Source organism: Oceanospirillum beijerinckii DSM 7166 (assembly GCF_000422425.1).
GTDB lineage: Bacteria > Pseudomonadota > Gammaproteobacteria > Pseudomonadales > Halomonadaceae > Oceanospirillum > Oceanospirillum beijerinckii.
The window spans coordinates 22,385-39,829 of sequence record NZ_AULT01000048.1; the positions used below are offsets into that span (position 1 = coordinate 22,385).

Annotated in this window: 11 protein-coding genes; 10 read left to right on the forward strand and 1 reads right to left on the reverse strand. The window is 48.9% G+C overall.

The genetic code is table 11. The features are described from left to right. Positions 1–113 precede the first annotated feature (113 nt). Complete coding sequence (locus tag H579_RS0114460; RefSeq protein ID WP_028301282.1) at positions 114–1,358, forward strand: malic enzyme-like NAD(P)-binding protein; 1,245 nt, start codon at positions 114–116, stop codon at positions 1,356–1,358. A 227-nt stretch (positions 1,359–1,585) separates the two neighbouring features. On the opposite strand, the gene H579_RS25780 is transcribed toward H579_RS0114460, so the two are convergent. After that, positions 1,586–4,096 (reverse strand): penicillin-binding protein 1A, encoded by a 2,511-nt coding sequence (locus H579_RS25780; protein WP_084624151.1) that lies wholly within the window; start codon positions 4,094–4,096, stop codon positions 1,586–1,588. A gap of 167 nt (positions 4,097–4,263) precedes the next feature. Here H579_RS25780 and H579_RS0114470 point away from each other — a divergent pair, with 167 nt between their 5' ends. The 9 genes from H579_RS0114470 to gltB all read left to right on the forward strand — a co-directional run bounded on the left by H579_RS0114470 (position 4,264) and on the right by gltB (position 17,433). After that, on the forward strand, positions 4,264–5,358 hold the full coding sequence (locus H579_RS0114470; protein ID WP_028301283.1) for a pilus assembly protein PilM: 1,095 nt from the start codon (positions 4,264–4,266) through the stop codon (positions 5,356–5,358). Continuing rightward, positions 5,351–5,911, forward strand: coding sequence for a PilN domain-containing protein (locus H579_RS0114475; RefSeq protein ID WP_028301284.1), 561 nt, complete (start codon positions 5,351–5,353; stop codon positions 5,909–5,911). The genes H579_RS0114470 and H579_RS0114475 overlap by 8 nt, the downstream gene beginning before the upstream one ends. Beyond that, on the forward strand, positions 5,908–6,594 hold the full coding sequence (locus tag H579_RS0114480; RefSeq protein ID WP_028301285.1) for a type IV pilus inner membrane component PilO: 687 nt from the start codon (positions 5,908–5,910) through the stop codon (positions 6,592–6,594). Before H579_RS0114475 ends, H579_RS0114480 begins: the two co-directional genes overlap by 4 nt. 9 nt (positions 6,595–6,603) lie before the next feature. After that, the gene (locus tag H579_RS0114485) at positions 6,604–7,137 is read left to right on the forward strand and encodes a pilus assembly protein PilP (protein WP_028301286.1); all 534 of its coding nucleotides are present in this window, start codon (positions 6,604–6,606) and stop codon (positions 7,135–7,137) included. A 7-nt stretch (positions 7,138–7,144) separates the two neighbouring features. After that, positions 7,145–9,208, forward strand: coding sequence for a type IV pilus secretin PilQ (locus H579_RS0114490; RefSeq protein WP_051227663.1), 2,064 nt, complete (start codon positions 7,145–7,147; stop codon positions 9,206–9,208). A 24-nt stretch (positions 9,209–9,232) separates the two neighbouring features. After that, positions 9,233–9,754, forward strand: a complete 522-nt coding sequence (gene aroK, locus H579_RS0114495; protein ID WP_028301288.1) for a shikimate kinase AroK — start codon at positions 9,233–9,235, stop codon at positions 9,752–9,754. Positions 9,755–9,761: 7 nt separating this feature from the next. Beyond that, positions 9,762–10,859, forward strand: a complete 1,098-nt coding sequence (gene aroB, locus H579_RS0114500) for a 3-dehydroquinate synthase (protein WP_028301289.1) — start codon at positions 9,762–9,764, stop codon at positions 10,857–10,859. A gap of 135 nt (positions 10,860–10,994) precedes the next feature. Beyond that, the gene (locus H579_RS0114505; protein ID WP_028301290.1) at positions 10,995–12,695 is read left to right on the forward strand and encodes an AAA family ATPase; all 1,701 of its coding nucleotides are present in this window, start codon (positions 10,995–10,997) and stop codon (positions 12,693–12,695) included. Positions 12,696–12,975: 280 nt separating this feature from the next. Next, a complete protein-coding gene (gene gltB, locus H579_RS0114510; RefSeq protein WP_028301291.1) occupies positions 12,976–17,433 on the forward strand; it encodes a glutamate synthase large subunit in 4,458 nt (1,485 codons plus the stop codon). The last annotated feature ends 12 nt before the right edge of the window (positions 17,434–17,445 follow it).

Sequence of the window (17,445 nt, forward strand, 5' to 3'; positions counted from 1 at the left end):
GCCTTTTTTTTGTAAAAAAAGTTCTTTGACTTTTGTACTATGCTCGTCTTGTTCGCACTGGTATTTTTCTATATGCTCTGAAATGCTAAACCCTAACAACCGGAACATAAAAAATGTCAGACAATATGAAACAAGCTGCGCTGGACTATCATGCTTATCCAACTCCAGGGAAATTGAGTGTTGAGATTAGCACGCCAGCAGAAACAGCTCGCGACCTGTCCCTGGCTTACAGCCCAGGCGTTGCTGAGCCTTGCCGTGAAATTGCAAAAGACCCAGAAAATGCCTACCGCTACACCGGTAAAGGCAATCTGGTTGCTGTAATCTCCGACGGTAGTGCTATTCTGGGTCTGGGTAATCTGGGTCCAATGGCCAGTAAGCCAGTAATGGAAGGTAAGAGCCTGCTGTTCAAGCGCTTCGCTAATATCAACTCTGTTGATGTTGAAGTGAACGCCGAAAGCCCACAAGCCTTTATTGATACGGTTGCCCGTATCGCCGACACTTACGGCGGTATCAACCTGGAAGATATCAAAGCCCCTGAGTGTTTCGAAATTGAACGCACTCTGATCGAACAGTGCGATATCCCTGTATTCCACGATGATCAGCACGGTACTGCGATTGTAACTGCAGCGGGTATGCTGAACGCTCTGGAAATTCAGGGCAAAACGATCGAAGAAGCCAAAATCGTATGCCTAGGTGCGGGTGCAGCGGCGATTGCTTGTATGAAACTGCTGGTGAGCTGTGGCTCCAAGCCAGAAAACATCTACATGCTGGATCGTAAAGGCGTTATCCATAGCGGCCGTGATGACCTGAACCAGTACAAAGCGATGTTCGCAAACGACACCGATAAGCGCACCCTGGATGATGCGATTGATGGTGCTGACGTATTCGTTGGCCTGTCTGGTCCTAACCTGCTGTCTGCTGAGCAACTGGCGAAAATGGCACCTAAGCCAATCGTATTTGCCTGTTCTAACCCAGACCCAGAGATCAGCCCAGAGCTGGCTAATGCCACTCGTGATGACCTGATCATGGCGACTGGCCGCTCTGACTATCCAAACCAGGTGAACAACGTACTGGGTTTCCCATTCATCTTCCGTGGCGCTCTGGACGTTCGTGCAGCACGCATCAACGAAGAGATGAAAGTAGCTGCAGCTCACGCCATTAAAGACCTGGCGAAAGAGACCGTTACCCAGGAAGTAATCGACGCTTACGATGGCGTTCAACTGGAGTTTGGTCCTGACTATATCATTCCCAAGCCAACCGATTCCCGTCTGCTGGGTGTAGTATCTGCTGCGGTAGCTCGAGCAGCTGTAGATTCTGGTGTAGCACGTCTGCCATACCCAGAGCACTACCCACTGTAAGACACTATGCGCGAAATAAATGTCCACACGACATTCGTTCCGGCATAAAAAACGGCACCTCACAAGGGTGCCGTTTTTTTAACTGAACCTTTCCGCCATATATCACACCTTATAAGCTCGCACCCTCGTATCCCTTACCTTCTTGCTGACAGGGTTAAGTGGCCGACAAGCTTATCTTCACCGACAGCCACATCGCAGCAACAATCAAATTAGCTTTTGGCAACACTCTAGAACAGTGACTCAGGCGCGGGAGAAGCTTCTACTCCACCGGGAGATACCCCCATCGCTTTCTCTGAAGAGGATGTCGGCACTGCCTTCTCCATTTTAGGTACGTTCTCTACCCGGAAAACCTCAAAGATTGCATTAGACTGGCCAGGGTGGGCACGCTTGCCTGTATCCGGGTCGATACGCACCGTGGTAATGCCAACAGGTTGCTTCATACTACTCTCAGGTCTGTCTTTCAGCATTTCTGCCATAAAATCAATCCAGACTGGTAATGCAGCTTTACTACCATACTCCCCTGTATCTTCTGGCTTATCAAAGCCAATCCAGGTCGTAGCGACAATTTCCTGATTAAAACCGGAGAACCAGGCATCTTTACGGTCATTCGTAGTACCTGTTTTTCCACCGATATCATTACGCTTCAACACTAGCGCCTTACGGCCGGTACCGAGGCGAATAACATCCTTTAACAGGCTATGCATAATATAAACACTCCGCTCATCTGCTACTCGTGGAGCCACTGGTAAAACCTGATCACCTCGCATTACCGTTTGCGTCGTAGCGCTACATTGGCGGCACACAACATTCGGTGTTTCCTGGAACAAAACCTCGCCACTACTGCTTTCAATACGCGCAATAAAATAAGGCTTAACTTTATAGCCTCCATTGGCAATCACAGCATAGCCTGCAGCCATTTCGTATGGCGTAATCGTAGCACTGCCTAGTGCCAGAGACAGATTTCGAGGCAGCTTCTCAATATCAAAACCCAGCCGACCAACAAAATCGATGGCCGACTCAACACCAATCTCCCTTAGGATGCGGATCGATACCAGATTTCTGGATTTATACAACGCATGACGCAGACGTGTCGGACCATAAAACTTACCGCTGGCGTTACTCGGACGCCAAGCAGACTCCAGGCTGACATCTTCAAAAACCACAGGGGCGTCGTTAATAATCGTAGCAGCAGTAAAGCCTTTCTCCAATGCCGCCGTATAAACAAACGGCTTAAAGATAGACCCTGCCTGGCGGCCGCCCTGATACACCCTGTTAAATTTATTCTGGTAGAAATTAAAGCCACCAATCAGAGCCAGCACACCACCATCTTCTGGAGACATAGACACAAAAGCGCCCTGAATATCAGGCAGCTGGGACAACCCCCAGCCATCTTCAACAGGCTCGATATAGATCAGGTCACCCCGACGTAGAATATCGGAGACCTTCTTCAACTGGGGGCCTTTCCATCTCGATGTACGATACGGTGCCGCCCAGGTAACGGTCTCCCAAGGGATATCAATATAGCGGCCTTCTTCGTTCACAACCTGCAGTGTTTTGCCTTCAGCAACAGAAACAACGGCCGGGACAATATCATTATATGACGGCGCTTCTCGCAACACTTTTATCCAGTTGCTGATATCCTCTCCACTTTCAGACGTTACACCGGAAGCCTCCAGAGAAATTCCCAGATCTAACTCACCGTCTTCATACTTCTCAGTATTATCCGAAAGGTCTTCTTCAATAAACGCAGGGATATCTCTTTGCTGTACGGAGCGCCAGCCATGTCGCTTGTCATAATCCAACAAACCTTTAATCAGTGCTGAATTTGCCGCAGCCTGAGCTTTGGAATCTATCGTCGTGTACACCCGGTAACCCGCTGAGTAGAGATCATCACGCCCCATGCGCTCAGCCACTTCTTTGCGTACCATTTCAGCAATATAAGGTGCTTCCACCTCACGTTTCAAACCATGATAGCGTGCCGTGATAGGCTCATGCACGGCTTGCTCATAGGCCGGGAGGTCGATCATCTTCAGATCATACATACGCTGAATGATCCAGTTACGGCGTAACAGAGCCCTGCGAGGGTTCACAATAGGGTTATAGCGGGATGGAGCTTTTGGCAAACCAGCAATCATTGCCAGCTGGGCCAGCGACAGTTCACTCAACTCCTTGCCGTAATAGACTTCTGCTGCGGCATCAATACCGTAAGCACGATTACCCAGATAGATTTTATTAACGTAAAGTTCCATGATCTCTTGTTTGCTCAGGATCTGCTCCATCTGCATTGCGATCATGATCTCCTTAAACTTACGGGTAAATGTCTGGTCCAGCGTTAGCAGGTAGTTACGGGCCACCTGCATGGTAATAGTACTCCCCCCGGACTGAATACGACCTGTTTGGGCCAGCTGAACAAATGCGCGCGCCAACCCCTTAAGATCAATACCGTTATGGGTGTAATAGTTGGTATCTTCCGCAGCTAAAATCGCCAGTGTGAACTCTTTCGGGATTTGATCATAGCGCACAGGATTACGACGCTTCTCTCCAAACTCAGCGATCAGCTTTTCATCACGGCTAAATATACGTAATGGCGTCTGCAGACGGATATCCCTTAGCTGCTCAATATCAGGTAGCTGTGGTCCCAAATACAGCACTACACTTAAACCCGCAACACTGGCACCAGCAAAACTTGCCAATAAGGTATACATGGTCCATCTTAAAAACGTTATCAGTGCATTCATGAAGCTCCGCGTCCCATATCTTTAATCGCCGGGGCTGCCTGCATTAGCAGCAAAGCTGCCATTATAGGCAACTAGGGCACCTAGATTCCAATTGCATATGGATGGTGAAAAGATTTAATTTTTATCTCTGACACTTTTTCTAGACTTTGACACTCAAGGAAGCGGTCTTGTTTAGTTTCTTACACAGCAAAAAACAGAGCATGCTGGGTTTGGACATCAGCAGTTCATCAGTCAAACTTCTGGAGCTCAGCAGCCATAACGGCCACCTGAAGGTTGAGAGCTATGGCATAGCCCCCTTGCCGCCACAGGCTATTGCTGAGCGCAAAATCCAGCAACCTGAACAGGTTGGCATCGCCATAAAAAAACTGGTTGAGCTGGCACAGCCCAGCACCCGCCATACGGTCTCTGCCGTTTCAGGAGCCTCTGTGGTTACCCGCAAGATTCAGATGCCCGCTCACTTAACATCTGATGAGCTGGAACTCCAAATCATGGTAGAAGCCGATCAGTTCATTCCTTTTTCCCTCAACGAGGTGGCGATAGATTTTGAGATTTTAGGCCCCGTAGAGGAACGCCCCGATAAGAACCATGTTCTGTTGGTGGCCTGCCGCCGGGAAACAGTGGAAGACCTACAGGAGGCTCTGCATTTTGGAGGCTTAATTCCTAAAGCAGTAGACATCGAAAGCTACGCCATTGAACGGGTAGTCTCTTCAATTGATCCACAGGGAGCGAAAGCAATAAAACCACAAAAGGGTGTAACCGATCGAAAACCTCTGATAGCCGTGGTTGATATCGGTACCACCATGACGAACCTTAGCATTTTGCATCAAGGGGAAATAATCTATAGCCGCGATCAGCTCTTTGGTGGCAAGCAACTGACTGAAGAGATTATGCGCCATTATAAAATGAGTTATGGCGAAGCCATTTTGGCAAAGAAAAAAGGTGGATTACCAGAAGACTACAATAAAAAACTACTCCAGCCTTTTCAGCAAGCATCGCTTCAGCAGATCACCCGTTCACTTCAGTTATTTTACTCTTCCAGCGCGTATAACAATGTCGACTACCTGTTACTGACCGGTGGCAGCTCAGCCACACGAGGACTCTCTAGCGTTGTTCATCACGCTTTAGGCATCCCCTGTAGCGTTGCTAACCCTTTTGCAAATACGTCCATCAACACAAAAATTGATCCTGAAGCTCTAAACAATGATGCCCCTGCACTCTTGGTTGCTTTTGGCCTTGCCATGAGGAATCTGGTCGATGCCTAACATCAACCTTCTCCCATGGCGGGAAGAGCTGCGCCAACAGCGCCAGACTCTTTTTTTGCGACTCTCTCTACTGGTAGTTCTGTGTGCAGGATTATTGGTACTTGCCTATGGCTTAATGATTAACCACCAGATTGATCATCAGTCTGCCCGCAACCGTGTAATCCAGCTGGGTATAGAAAACCTCAATCGGGACATTCAGGAAGTGCAGACATTACAGACACAAAGGGAGAAATTGCTGGATTGGGTGCAGATCATTCAGAATCTACAGGCAGATCGAGGCAACATGGTCCATATCGTCAACAACCTGGCACAAGCCAGCATCGATTCCCTCTACCTGACTCAAGTCAGTAAAATCGGCAATGAGATTCAAATCACCGGCAAAGCAAAGAATAACCGAGAAATATCCAGCTTGATGCGCCATCTGGCACGTTCCACCTCTTTCGATGACCCCGTACTCACCGACGTTAACAGCAGTCAGAATAAACAAGGGTTTAGTCGCTTCACTCTGCTGGTCAACCTGGCTCCTAACTCTTTTACAGAGAAGACACCATGAAGTCATTACAGAGGGACTCACAGCTCTGGGATAAGCTAAAAAACAAGATAGTAAATATTGACCTGGCAGAGATCGATTTTAAAAACGCCGGTTCCTGGCCCCGCCCTGGTCGCTTCCTTACACTGATAACGATCTTTACTCTGACTTTGATTCTGGGCTATCAGCTCTATATCAAACCATTGGAACACCAATATCAACAGACTAAGGCCCTAGAAAAGCAACTGATACAAGCTTATGAGATAAAAGCCTTACAGGGGGCTAATTTAATCGCTTATCGCCAGCAGATGTCTGAGATTCAGCAACTGATTAAAACGCTTTCCAGCCAGCTCCCCGATGACAACGCTATCCCCGAATTAATTGAACAGATTGGCGAACTGGCGCAAAACAATCGCGTCGAAATCCAATCACTCAAACTCCAACCTATTAAAGATAATAAAATTTACCTGGCTCAACCCATCGATTTAGAGATTTCGGGTAGTTTTCACAATCTAAGCCTATTTGTTGCCAGTATTACAGGGCTACAACGAATTGTTACACTGCACGACTTTAGTCTTAAACCTGATACTAAACTGCTTAATCTACGCATACAGGCTATGACCTACCACAATAAAAAAACCGTTCAAACCGGGAATAATGGTAGCGACTTTGGAGATAAAAACCACTCTGCAGATAAAAAGGACTAAGGGTGCGCGATGAAGTGTTTGGCTCCTCTACTGCTGTTGACCTCCGTTTTGCTCAGTGCGTGCAATGGTACTGATGACATAGAAGCACTTAACGCCCAGTTACTGCAGATTAAATCCAGATCTTCTGGTGATATCTCACCATTGCCGGAGATGGATGTTTATTCTCCTATCAGTTACACCGGCAGTAATCTACGCAGCCCTTTTCGCTCAAAGGAGGACGATTTCGATGATGATAATAAAGCAACCGCCGACAGTGCACTGGCTCCAAACTTCACCCGTGAGAAGACCTCTTTGGAGTTAATACCATTTGAACGTCTTTCCATGGTTGGCAGTATACAGTTTGACAACGACAAACATCCCTCAGCATTGATTGATGACGGGCACGGACAAGTCCATAAAATCACAATACATGATTTTTTAGGGCAAAATTTCGGCAAGGTAGCCGACGTTAGCCATGAGAAGGTCATTATAGAAGAGACAGTGCAGGATGAGCTCGGTAACTGGGTCAAACGCACCAGACAGTTAACGCTACGATTCAATTAGGATTAGCATGTCAACATCCTTTACGCCGCCAAGAGCAATATCTCGAACACTGATAAAATCCTGTGCTCTATTCGTATTATGCCTGTCACTGCCTACTGTTCACGCCAAAAACGCTGTTTTAAAGAACATCGAACTCCATAATACCAAAGAGCATCAGACCGAAATCATTCTGCAACTGGACAAACCTCCCGCAAAAATCCTGACCTACCAATTGGATAACCCCAGCCGCCTGGTGATTGATCTGCTTAATACTCAGAACCAGCTGCCACAGCGCTATTTCCATTACAACCAGGCTCAGGTAAAAACAATCTCAGGTGCACAAGCCAATGGCCGTACTCGCCTGGTACTCGACCTGAACGCCCCCACCTCATTTCGCAGCAAAGTGATTAAAAATCAGGTCCGCATTAATCTGGGGGATCTGCAACCGTCCCATCAAGCCAACTCAACTGTTGCCCTAACCTCATCTCAAACGGCTTTATCACCCCGTATACAGGATATCGATTTTCGTCGCGGCAAGGATAACAAGGGGCTATTAACCCTCAAACTGGATCAGCCTGACAGCGCTTTTATGCTGCGGGAAACAGCCAAAGGAAAGCTGGAACTAAAACTGGCCAATATTTACCTCCCTCCAGCTCTCAGGCGCACCCTTGATGTGAAAGATTTTTCAACCCCTGTGCAACAAATACGGGTACAGCAAAGCAGGGAAAACACCTTGCTAGTTCTGGACCTGGAAGGGAGCTATAACTACATAGCCTATCAAACTGGCCGTCAACTGACCCTGGAGATCAAACCCGTCAACGAAGAGGATAAAAATCGGGAACGGCAGAAAAAATTTCCTTATACCGGCAAGAAGCTGACACTTAACTTTCAGAACATCGATATTCGTGCAGTTTTACAGATCATCGCTGAAACAACCAACCTAAACCTGGTTACCAGCGATAGTGTCAGCGGCAATGTCACGCTGCATTTGGAGCAAGTACCGTGGGATCAGGCGCTACAGCTGGTAATGGACAGTAAAGGCTTGGCTAGCCGCAGAACAGGCAACGTTCTTTTAGTTGCTCCTGCAGAAGAGCTTGCGGAACGGGAACGCCAAGAACTGAAAGCCAATTTAGACACACAGGAACTGGCTGAGCTGGAATCGGAGTTTATCCAGATCCAATACGCCAAAGCCTCTGAGATTGCGACCATTCTAAACGGTGTAGACAATCATGGTGGGCTTCTGTCAAAGCGGGGCCGGGCCCTGGTGGATGAACGCACCAATACCATTTTGGTTCAGGATGTGGCCAGCTCCCTGTTAAAGATTCAAAGCGCCATCAGAAAACTGGATATTCCCATTCAGCAGGTATTAATTGAAGCGCGCATCGTCAGTGCTCGCAGCAATATTGGTAACGAGCTAGGTATACGCTGGGGCGGTGGGAGCAGTGCTGCCATTGATACCGGTATTAAAACGATTGGCGAAAATGGTTTAACCGTTGACTTGGGTGTACGCAGTGGCAGCTCCTTCAATTTTAACCCCAGCAGCGGTAGCTTTGCTCTGGGTTACGCGGATTCCAGCATTTTGGTAGATATGGAACTGGCAGCATTAGCCAGTGAAGGTAAAGGAGAGATTATTTCTCAACCCAAGGTAATCACTGCCAACAAACGTAAAGCGATTATAAGATCTGGTAAACAGATCCCTTATCGTGAAGAGTCCTCCTCGGGTGGCACCAAGATCGCTTTTAAGGATGCTGTACTTTCACTTGAGGTTACACCTCAAATCACCCCTGATGCCCATATCATCATGGATTTGAAAATTACTCAGGATGCATTGGGTAATCAGGAATTTGATGGAGCCCCCGCGATTGATACCAGTGCCATCGAAACTCAGGTTTTAGTTAATGATGGTGAAACTATCGTCTTAGGCGGTATTTACACCTCCGAATCCATCGCGCAAAATTTCAAAGTTCCACTCCTGGGTGATCTGCCCCTTTTAGGAAATCTGTTTAAGCGTTCCGAAAAGTCTCAGGAAAAAGTAGAATTACTGATATTTATTACACCGAGGCTGATTGAAGACAGTGTCAGCCTGAACTGACATGACTTTTCTACACGAAACTACATGCACTATAACCATAATATTGTTCTAGTCGGCCCTATGGGCGCTGGGAAAAGCACCATAGGTCGTTTACTGGCGGCAGAGCTTGGCTTGGAATTTTTTGACTCTGATCGGGAAATTGAAGCCCGAAGCGGCGCCAATATACCCTGGATCTTTGATGTGGAAGGCGAAGACGGCTTCCGTAAACGCGAGATACAGACCATTGCCGAGCTACTGGAAAGCCCAACTCCGATTCTATTAGCCACCGGAGGTGGCGCTATCACCCGAAAGGAAAACCGCGAACTGATGTGCCAGAAAAGCATGGTAGTTTACCTGCACACCTCTGTTGAACAACAGTTACAACGCACGGCTAAAGATAAAAACCGTCCCTTGCTGCAAAATGATAACCCCGGCGCTATCCTGCAGTCCCTATTTGAAGTTCGCCACCCTCTCTATCAGGAGTGTGCCGATATTGTGATTAAAACTGACCGCCAATCTCCCAAAAGCGTGGTCCGTACCATTATAAAGAAATTAAAGGCCCTGTGAGCACCCTATGAAACAGATACTGAATGTTGACCTTGGCGAACGCAGCTACCCCATCCATATTGGCCCAAACCTGCTGAACCAGGCAGACCTGTTACGCCCTCATATTAAAGGGCGCCAGGTGATGATTGTTAGCAATACCACGGTCGCACCTCTGTATCTGGACACGTTAAAAAATACTCTGGGCACTGACTATCAGGTTGCTGAGGTCATTTTGCCAGACGGCGAGCAGTATAAAACACTGGACAGCGTCAACCTGATTTTTGATGCTCTGCTGGAAAACCGCTTTAACCGCACCTGCACCCTGATCGCCCTCGGAGGAGGCGTGATTGGTGATATGACAGGCTTTGCTGCCGCCAGCTATCAACGTGGCGTCGACTTTATTCAGGTGCCAACAACTCTGCTGTCTCAGGTGGATTCATCTGTCGGTGGTAAAACCGGTGTAAACCATCCACTGGGCAAAAATATGATCGGTGCCTTCTGGCAGCCCAATGTGGTGCTGATCGATACCCAAGTATTGAATACGCTGCCTGAACGTGAACTATCTGCCGGTATTGCCGAAGTAATCAAGTATGGCCTGATCCGTGATTCCGGTTTTTTCACCTGGCTTGAAGACAACATGTCTACTCTGATGCAGCGCGAACCTGCTGCTCTCACTGAGGCGATCTATCGTTCCTGTCAGAATAAAGCAGAAGTGGTCGCAGAAGATGAAAAAGAGGGCGGTGTACGCGCCACTCTGAATCTGGGCCACACGTTTGGCCATGCCATTGAAACAGAACAGGGTTACGGCAACTGGCTGCATGGTGAGGCCGTGGCAACGGGCATGCTAATGGCCGCCGATTTGTCATTGCGTGAGGGCTGGATCAGCGCAGAGGATTGCCAGCGTATCCGCGCTATCCTGTTAGCCGGAGAGTTACCTATCGTGCCACCTGCTAATATGAGCGCCGACACCTTTATGCAACATATGATGGTGGACAAAAAGGTACTGGATGGTAACTTGCGCCTGGTGCTACTGGAGCGACTGGGCAATGCGATTGTCACTAGCGAGTTTTCAGAGATCCATCTGCAAGAGTGTCTTGCAGCCGGTGAAAATCTGGGACAAATTTGATCACCAAGGCTTCCAGAAGCGACTAGAAGACCCTATCATCAGTATCTTGAAAATGTTAGCTTACACTGCTTGTAATTCAGTTACTGGATTGGGCAATTTATGTTCGGAAATAACAGTCATAATAAGGATTCAGGTATGAGCGGAGACAACTTCTCCTTTACCCCAACCAACCCTTCGGTCACTGACGGCGTGGTTGAAGGATCACTGTTCTTTCCAGCTCAACAGCATACCCGGGTTATTGAACTGGTAGGGCACCTTTGTCGTTACAGCAATCTAATGCTTACCATTACCGGAGCACAGGGTTCCGGTAAGAGTTTGCTGAAGAATAAGATTCTGGACTCTCTGGACGCGGGTGTTCAGGTGTGCAACCTGAATGTCGATGCTATTATCCAGGCACAACCCTTCCTGAATGTGCTGTGTCAAACGCTCAATGTCAGCCTGGATAACACATCAGATCTCAATCAATACCTGATTCGCCTAAAGCAGTACTTTTATCAGCAACAGAAAGATGGCAATGCCTGCCTGATCGTCATTGATGATGCAGACAAACTTAGCAGTGAAACCCTTGAGATACTGGTTATTTTACTGTCAGATGATGACGATCTTAAACGCCCTCATGTACTGTTATTGGGCGACAATACGTTAATCGAAACACTGCAGGGCTCGCGCTTAAAAGAGCAGTTTAATGCCATTGGCCACCATCTGGCGCTGGAGCCTTTCGGCACAGAAGAAGCCTGGTCCTATCTGGATTATCGCATTAATGCTGCAGGCCTGAGCGGACAGATCAGCGATCATCAAAAAGCCGATATTATTCGGGCTTCAGGTCGCATACCGGGGCAAATTAACCGCATGGCAAACCTGGCCCTAAGTGATCCTGATGGCCTGAAAAAAATAGCAGCTATCACTACTAAAGCCAGTCCCGGTAAGAAGACCTCTAAAGCAGCCCCAACTGCGTCTATGTCAGCCAGTGATTTTGTTGAGACACAAACTTCAGCAACACCGACATCTGGACTTAAAGCAGACAACGATACGAAGAAAGCCAGCAAGAAACGTAAGAGTAGCAACTTGCCGATCATGCATCTGGCCGCTTTAGCCATTGTTGCGTCTTTACTGGGAGTGGCCTTTCTTTACCAGGATGAAATCATGAAAGGTGGGGAGCCACAGGAAGAAACATCTGTTGCTGACAATACCCCTCTGACTGATCTTAATCGCCTGCAACGTCCAGCAGATGAAACTCTGGCAGAAGCGGAAAGCCTGAAACAGGATCAGGAAGCGGTCACTATTATCAAGCCTGTGTTCCCTCAGGAAGACGATCAGACAGCAGAGGAAAAACGCCAGGCTGATGCGGATCTACTCGCAGACAATAAACCGGCACCAACTCCAACAACGATAGCTACACCAGCAGAAAAACCTATAGCGCCAGCGGAAACAAGCAAGCCCTCTGTAGAGCAACCGACGACTACAGCAGCTTCCGCACCAGAAAAGCCTCAAGTGGTAGCCAAGACAGAAACCAAGCCTACCGCGAAACCTGCCAGCCCATATAAACAGGAAGCGGCTCTGCTGAAACTGAGTAGCACTCAATACACATTACAGCTACTGGGGACACAGATTGAAAATAATGCTATCAACTTTATCAGCGGTCTGAACAGCAAAACAAACGTACGCTACTTTGAAACCGTTTATAAAGAAAAACCGTGGTTTGTGGTGGTTTATGGTGAATTTACCAATCGCGACGCCGCTATCGCCAGTATTCCAAACTTGCCTGCAGAGCTGAAAGACCGTAAGCCATGGGCCAGAAGTATCGCTAGCGTACAAGCCGATATCCGCAAAAAATAATCTGATAAAAAAGCATGATGGCATAATGTTTTCTCTAAACACTATGTCATCAGCAGAAAAAAACATTCACCACACCTCCAACTTTAGTCTATTTGACTAAAAATTAAATACTCACACAATATTGCTGTATTTGAGATTCTGCCTTCTCCTGTGTAGAATCTCTCTCCCTTTGCCTCATAAGAAAGCCCCTGTCAAACGGAAAAAGCGTATCGACACAAAAGAATAAGAAACAAGCTTCAGAGGCCATAACAACGATTTTGTACTAGCGAGAGTTAGCTTTATGAGAACTGGTCTGTATCATCCTGATGAATTTAGGGATAACTGTGGTTTTGGCCTGATCGCTCACATGAATGGCGATGCAAGTCACAACTTGTTACAGACAGCGATCGAAGCTCTAACCTGCATGACTCACCGCGGTGGTATCGCGGCTGATGGTAAGACGGGTGACGGCTGTGGTTTGCTGCTGAAAAAACCAGATACCTTTCTTCGCACCATTGCAAAAGAGCAGTTTTCCGCTGAGCTTTCTGACAATTTTGGTGTGGGCATGGTATTTCTGTCCCAGGATAGCGCAAAAGCAGATAAAGCCCGCACGACATTAAATGCCGAGCTTTCTGCCCAGGGACTGTCCGTTATTGGTTGGCGTGAAGTGCCAATTAATACCGACGTTTGTGGTCCTATGGCCCTGGACTGCCTGCCTCAATTTGAGCAGGTATTTGTCAATGCGGAAGGTCTGAACACACAACAACTGGCGGTTAAGCTGTTCCTGGCCCGTCGTAAAACCGAGATGGCACTGAAGGACGATGCAGATTTCTATATCGCCAGTCTGTCCTCTCAGGTTATTTCTTACAAAGGTCTGGTAATGCCGGCGGATCTGCCGAAGTTTTACCTGGACCTGAGCGATGAACGCCTGGAAACCGCAATCTGTGTTTTCCACCAGCGCTTCTCCACCAATACCGCGCCTAAGTGGCCTTTGGCACAGCCTTTCCGTTACCTGGCACACAATGGTGAAATTAACACCATTGAAGCGAATCGTAACTGGGCCAACGCCCGTAAGAGCAACTTTAATAACGACCTGCTGAATCTGGATGAACTGGATCAGGTTGTGAATACCACAGGCTCCGACTCCTCCAGTATGGACAACATGCTGGAAGTACTGCTGACCGGCGGTATGGATCTGTTTAAAGCCGTACGTTTGATGATTCCGCCTGCGTGGCAGAACAACGACACTATGGATGCGGATCTGCGTGCTTTCTATGAGTACAGCTCCATGCACATGGAACCATGGGACGGACCTGCTGGTCTGGTTCTGACCGATGGTCGCCATGCAGTATGTATGCTGGATCGTAACGGCCTGCGTCCTGCCCGTTGGGTTATCACCAAAAACGGTTATATCACCCTGGCTTCCGAGATTGGTGTATACGACTACAAACCAGAAGACGTTGTCGCGAAAGGCCGTGTTGCACCGGGTCATATGCTGGTTGTTGATACCGAAACCGGTGAAGTGATGCACCGTGAAGATATTGATAACCGCCTGAAATCAGCACATCCCTACAAACAGTGGATGCGTGAGAAGGCAACCTTCCTTGAGTCGACACTGGGTGAGCTGCAAGGCCCTAAGTTTACCCCAATCTCTCCGGAAGCACTGCAGGCCCATATGAAGATGTTCCAGGTCAGCTTTGAAGAGCGTGACCAGGTACTGCGTCCGCTGGCAGAGAGCGGTCAGGAAGCCGTGGGCTCCATGGGTGATGATACCCCTATGGCGGTACTGTCCCGTAAAAACCGCCTGACGACCGATTACTTCCGTCAGAAATTTGCCCAGGTGACCAACCCTCCGATCGATCCTCTGCGAGAGGCAATCGTGATGTCGCTGGAAACCTGCCTGGGTACCGAGCTGAATGTTTTTGAAGACAGTGTCGACCACGCCAACCGTGTCGTACTGACTACGCCAGTACTGTCGCCCCGTAAATTCAAGACGTTGACACTGCTGGACGAAAAAGGCTTCCCGGCGCACAAAATTGAACTGCAGTACAACCCGCAAGATACCGGCCTGAAACAAGCGCTGGAAAATGTCTGTGAACAGGCAGAAGAAGCAGTGCGCTCCGGTAAAGTGATCATCATCCTGACCGATCGCCATATTGAGCAAGGCTTACTGCCCGTTGACGCGACCATGGCAACCGGCGCGGTGCATCACCACCTGAGTGCGAAAGGCCTACGTTGTAATGCGAACCTGATTATCGAATCTGGCCTGGCCCGCGATTCTCATCAGATGGCCGTTATGTTCGGCTTCGGTGCTACCGCGATCTACCCGTACCTGAGTTATAACGTACTGGCTGATCTGCAGCGCACTGGCGAACTGCTGGGCGATCCGGCAGAGATCCGTGAGAACTACCGTAAGGGTATCCAGAAAGGTCTGATGAAGATCCTGTCTAAGATGGGTATCTCGACCATCGCCTCTTACCGTGGTGCCCAACTGTTTGAAGCGGTGGGTCTGTCAGAAGAAGTCTGTGACTTGTGCTTCAAAGGCGTCGCCTCCCGTATTAAGGGTGCGGAGTTCAGCGACTTCCAGATGCAGCAGGAGCTGCTGGCGGAAACCGCATGGAAACCACGTAAAAAGATCGAACAGGGCGGTCTGCTGAAATACGTACACGGTGGCGAGTACCATGCGTACAACCCTGATGTGGTACGTGCCGTTCAGGAAGCGGTACAAACCGGTAGCTACGAAGCTTTCCAGCGTTTTGCCAAACTGGTCAATGAGCGTCCGGCAGCGACAATCCGCGACCTGTTAAAAGTTAAGCAGGCATCTAATCCAATTTCCATTAATGAAGTTGAACCGATAGAGTCCATTCTGCGTCGCTTCGACTCGGCGGCTATGTCTCTGGGTGCTCTGTCTCCGGAAGCCCACGAAGCACTGGCTCAGGCGATGAATGAGCTGGGCGGTCGCTCTAACTCAGGTGAAGGCGGTGAGGACGCTGCTCGTTTCGGTACGCTGAAAAACTCCAAGATCAAACAGATTGCATCCGGTCGTTTTGGTGTGACACCACACTACCTGGTGAATGCAGAAGTGCTGCAGATTAAAGTGGCACAGGGTGCAAAACCTGGTGAAGGTGGTCAGCTGCCAGGTGGTAAGGTCAACAGCCTGATTGCGCGTCTGCGTCACTCGGTACCGGGCGTCACACTGATCTCGCCTCCGCCGCACCACGATATCTACTCTATTGAGGATCTGGCGCAGCTGATTTTCGACCTGAAGCAAGTAAACCCAGACGCTTTGATCTCAGTGAAACTGGTATCTGAGCCAGGTATCGGCACCATCGCAACCGGTGTGGCTAAAGCCTATGCCGACCTGATCACTGTTTCTGGTTACGACGGTGGTACTGCAGCCAGTCCTCTGACCTCCATTAAGCATGCGGGTTCTCCATGGGAACTGGGTCTGCCTGAAGTGCATCAGGCACTGCGTATCAATAACCTGCGTGACAAAGTACGTCTTCAGACTGATGGCGGCCTGAAAACAGGACTGGATGTCATTAAGGCAGCGATCCTCGGTGCAGAAAGCTTCGGCTTCGGTACCATCCCTATGGTTGCCCTAGGTTGTAAATATCTGCGTATCTGTCACCTGAACAACTGTGCGACAGGTGTTGCCACTCAGAACGAAAAACTGCGTGAAGAGTACTTTATTGGTACTGTGGAAATGGTGAAAAACTACTTCCGCTTTGTCGCGCAGGAAGTACGCGAGATCATGGCAGAGATGGGTGTACGCACTTTTGAAGACCTGATTGGCCGTACCGATCTGTTGGAAGCGATCTCCGATGATCAAGCACCAGCCAAGATCCAGAAGCTGGATCTGACTGATCTGCTGAATAACGACTTTGTACCGGCTGATGCGCCGAATACCTGTCAGGTGGCTCGTAATGAACCGTTCGATAAGGGTGAGCTGGCTGAGCGTATGGTCGCTGAAACACTGAGCGCCATTGAAAGCGGTAAAGGCGGAGAGTTTGCCTTTAACGTGACCAACTGTGACCGTTCGATCGGTGCCCGTCTGTCAGGTGAGATCGCCAAGCGCTGGGGTGACCAGGGCATGAGCGAAAATCCACTGACTCTGAAACTGAGCGGTGTTGCCGGTCAAAGTTTCGGTGTTTGGAACGCTAAAGGTCTTAACCTGTATATCGAAGGCGATGCCAACGACTACGTGGGTAAAGGCATGAACGGCGGCAAGATCGTTCTGCGCCCACCAGTAGGCAGTCCGTTTAATTCCAACGAAACCTCTATCATCGGTAACACCTGTCTGTACGGTGCAACCGGCGGTAAGCTATTCGCTGCTGGCCAGGCGGGTGAGCGTTTTGCGGTCCGTAACTCCGGCTGTCATGCTGTGATTGAAGGTGCCGGTGACCACTGCTGCGAATATATGACAGGCGGTATGGTAACGGTACTGGGTGAAACCGGTTACAACTTTGGTGCCGGTATGACCGGTGGTTTTGCCTACGTGCTGGACCTGGATCGTACCTTTGTTGATAAGTACAACCATGAGCTGGTCGATATTCACCGTATCAGCTCCGAGCCGATGGAAGCTTATCGTAACCATCTGCGTAGCGTTATCGCTGAGTTTGTTGAAGAAACCGGTAGTGAGTGGGGACAGGAGTTGCTGACCAACTTCTCTGACTACTACCGCCACTTCTGGCTGGTGAAGCCAAAAGCGGCCAGCCTAGGTAGCCTGCTGGACAGTACGCGCCAGCGCCCTGAGTAATTCAACACGCAG

What these genes read in the sequence shown, in the direction of transcription:
- H579_RS0114480 (WP_028301285.1), top strand. Translation starts at nt 5,908, where the DNA reads ATGAAGTCATTACAGAGGGACTCACAGCTCTGGGATAAGCTAAAAAAC.
- H579_RS0114460 (WP_028301282.1), top strand. Translation starts at nt 114, where the DNA reads ATGTCAGACAATATGAAACAAGCTGCGCTGGACTATCATGCTTATCCA.
- H579_RS0114490 (WP_051227663.1), top strand. Translation starts at nt 7,145, where the DNA reads ATGTCAACATCCTTTACGCCGCCAAGAGCAATATCTCGAACACTGATA.
- aroB (WP_028301289.1), top strand. Translation starts at nt 9,762, where the DNA reads ATGAAACAGATACTGAATGTTGACCTTGGCGAACGCAGCTACCCCATC.
- H579_RS0114475 (WP_028301284.1), top strand. Translation starts at nt 5,351, where the DNA reads ATGCCTAACATCAACCTTCTCCCATGGCGGGAAGAGCTGCGCCAACAG.
- H579_RS25780 (WP_084624151.1), bottom strand. Translation starts at nt 4,096, where the DNA reads ATGAATGCACTGATAACGTTTTTAAGATGGACCATGTATACCTTATTG.
- aroK (WP_028301288.1), top strand. Translation starts at nt 9,233, where the DNA reads ATGCACTATAACCATAATATTGTTCTAGTCGGCCCTATGGGCGCTGGG.
- H579_RS0114505 (WP_028301290.1), top strand. Translation starts at nt 10,995, where the DNA reads ATGAGCGGAGACAACTTCTCCTTTACCCCAACCAACCCTTCGGTCACT.
- gltB (WP_028301291.1), top strand. Translation starts at nt 12,976, where the DNA reads ATGAGAACTGGTCTGTATCATCCTGATGAATTTAGGGATAACTGTGGT.
- H579_RS0114485 (WP_028301286.1), top strand. Translation starts at nt 6,604, where the DNA reads ATGAAGTGTTTGGCTCCTCTACTGCTGTTGACCTCCGTTTTGCTCAGT.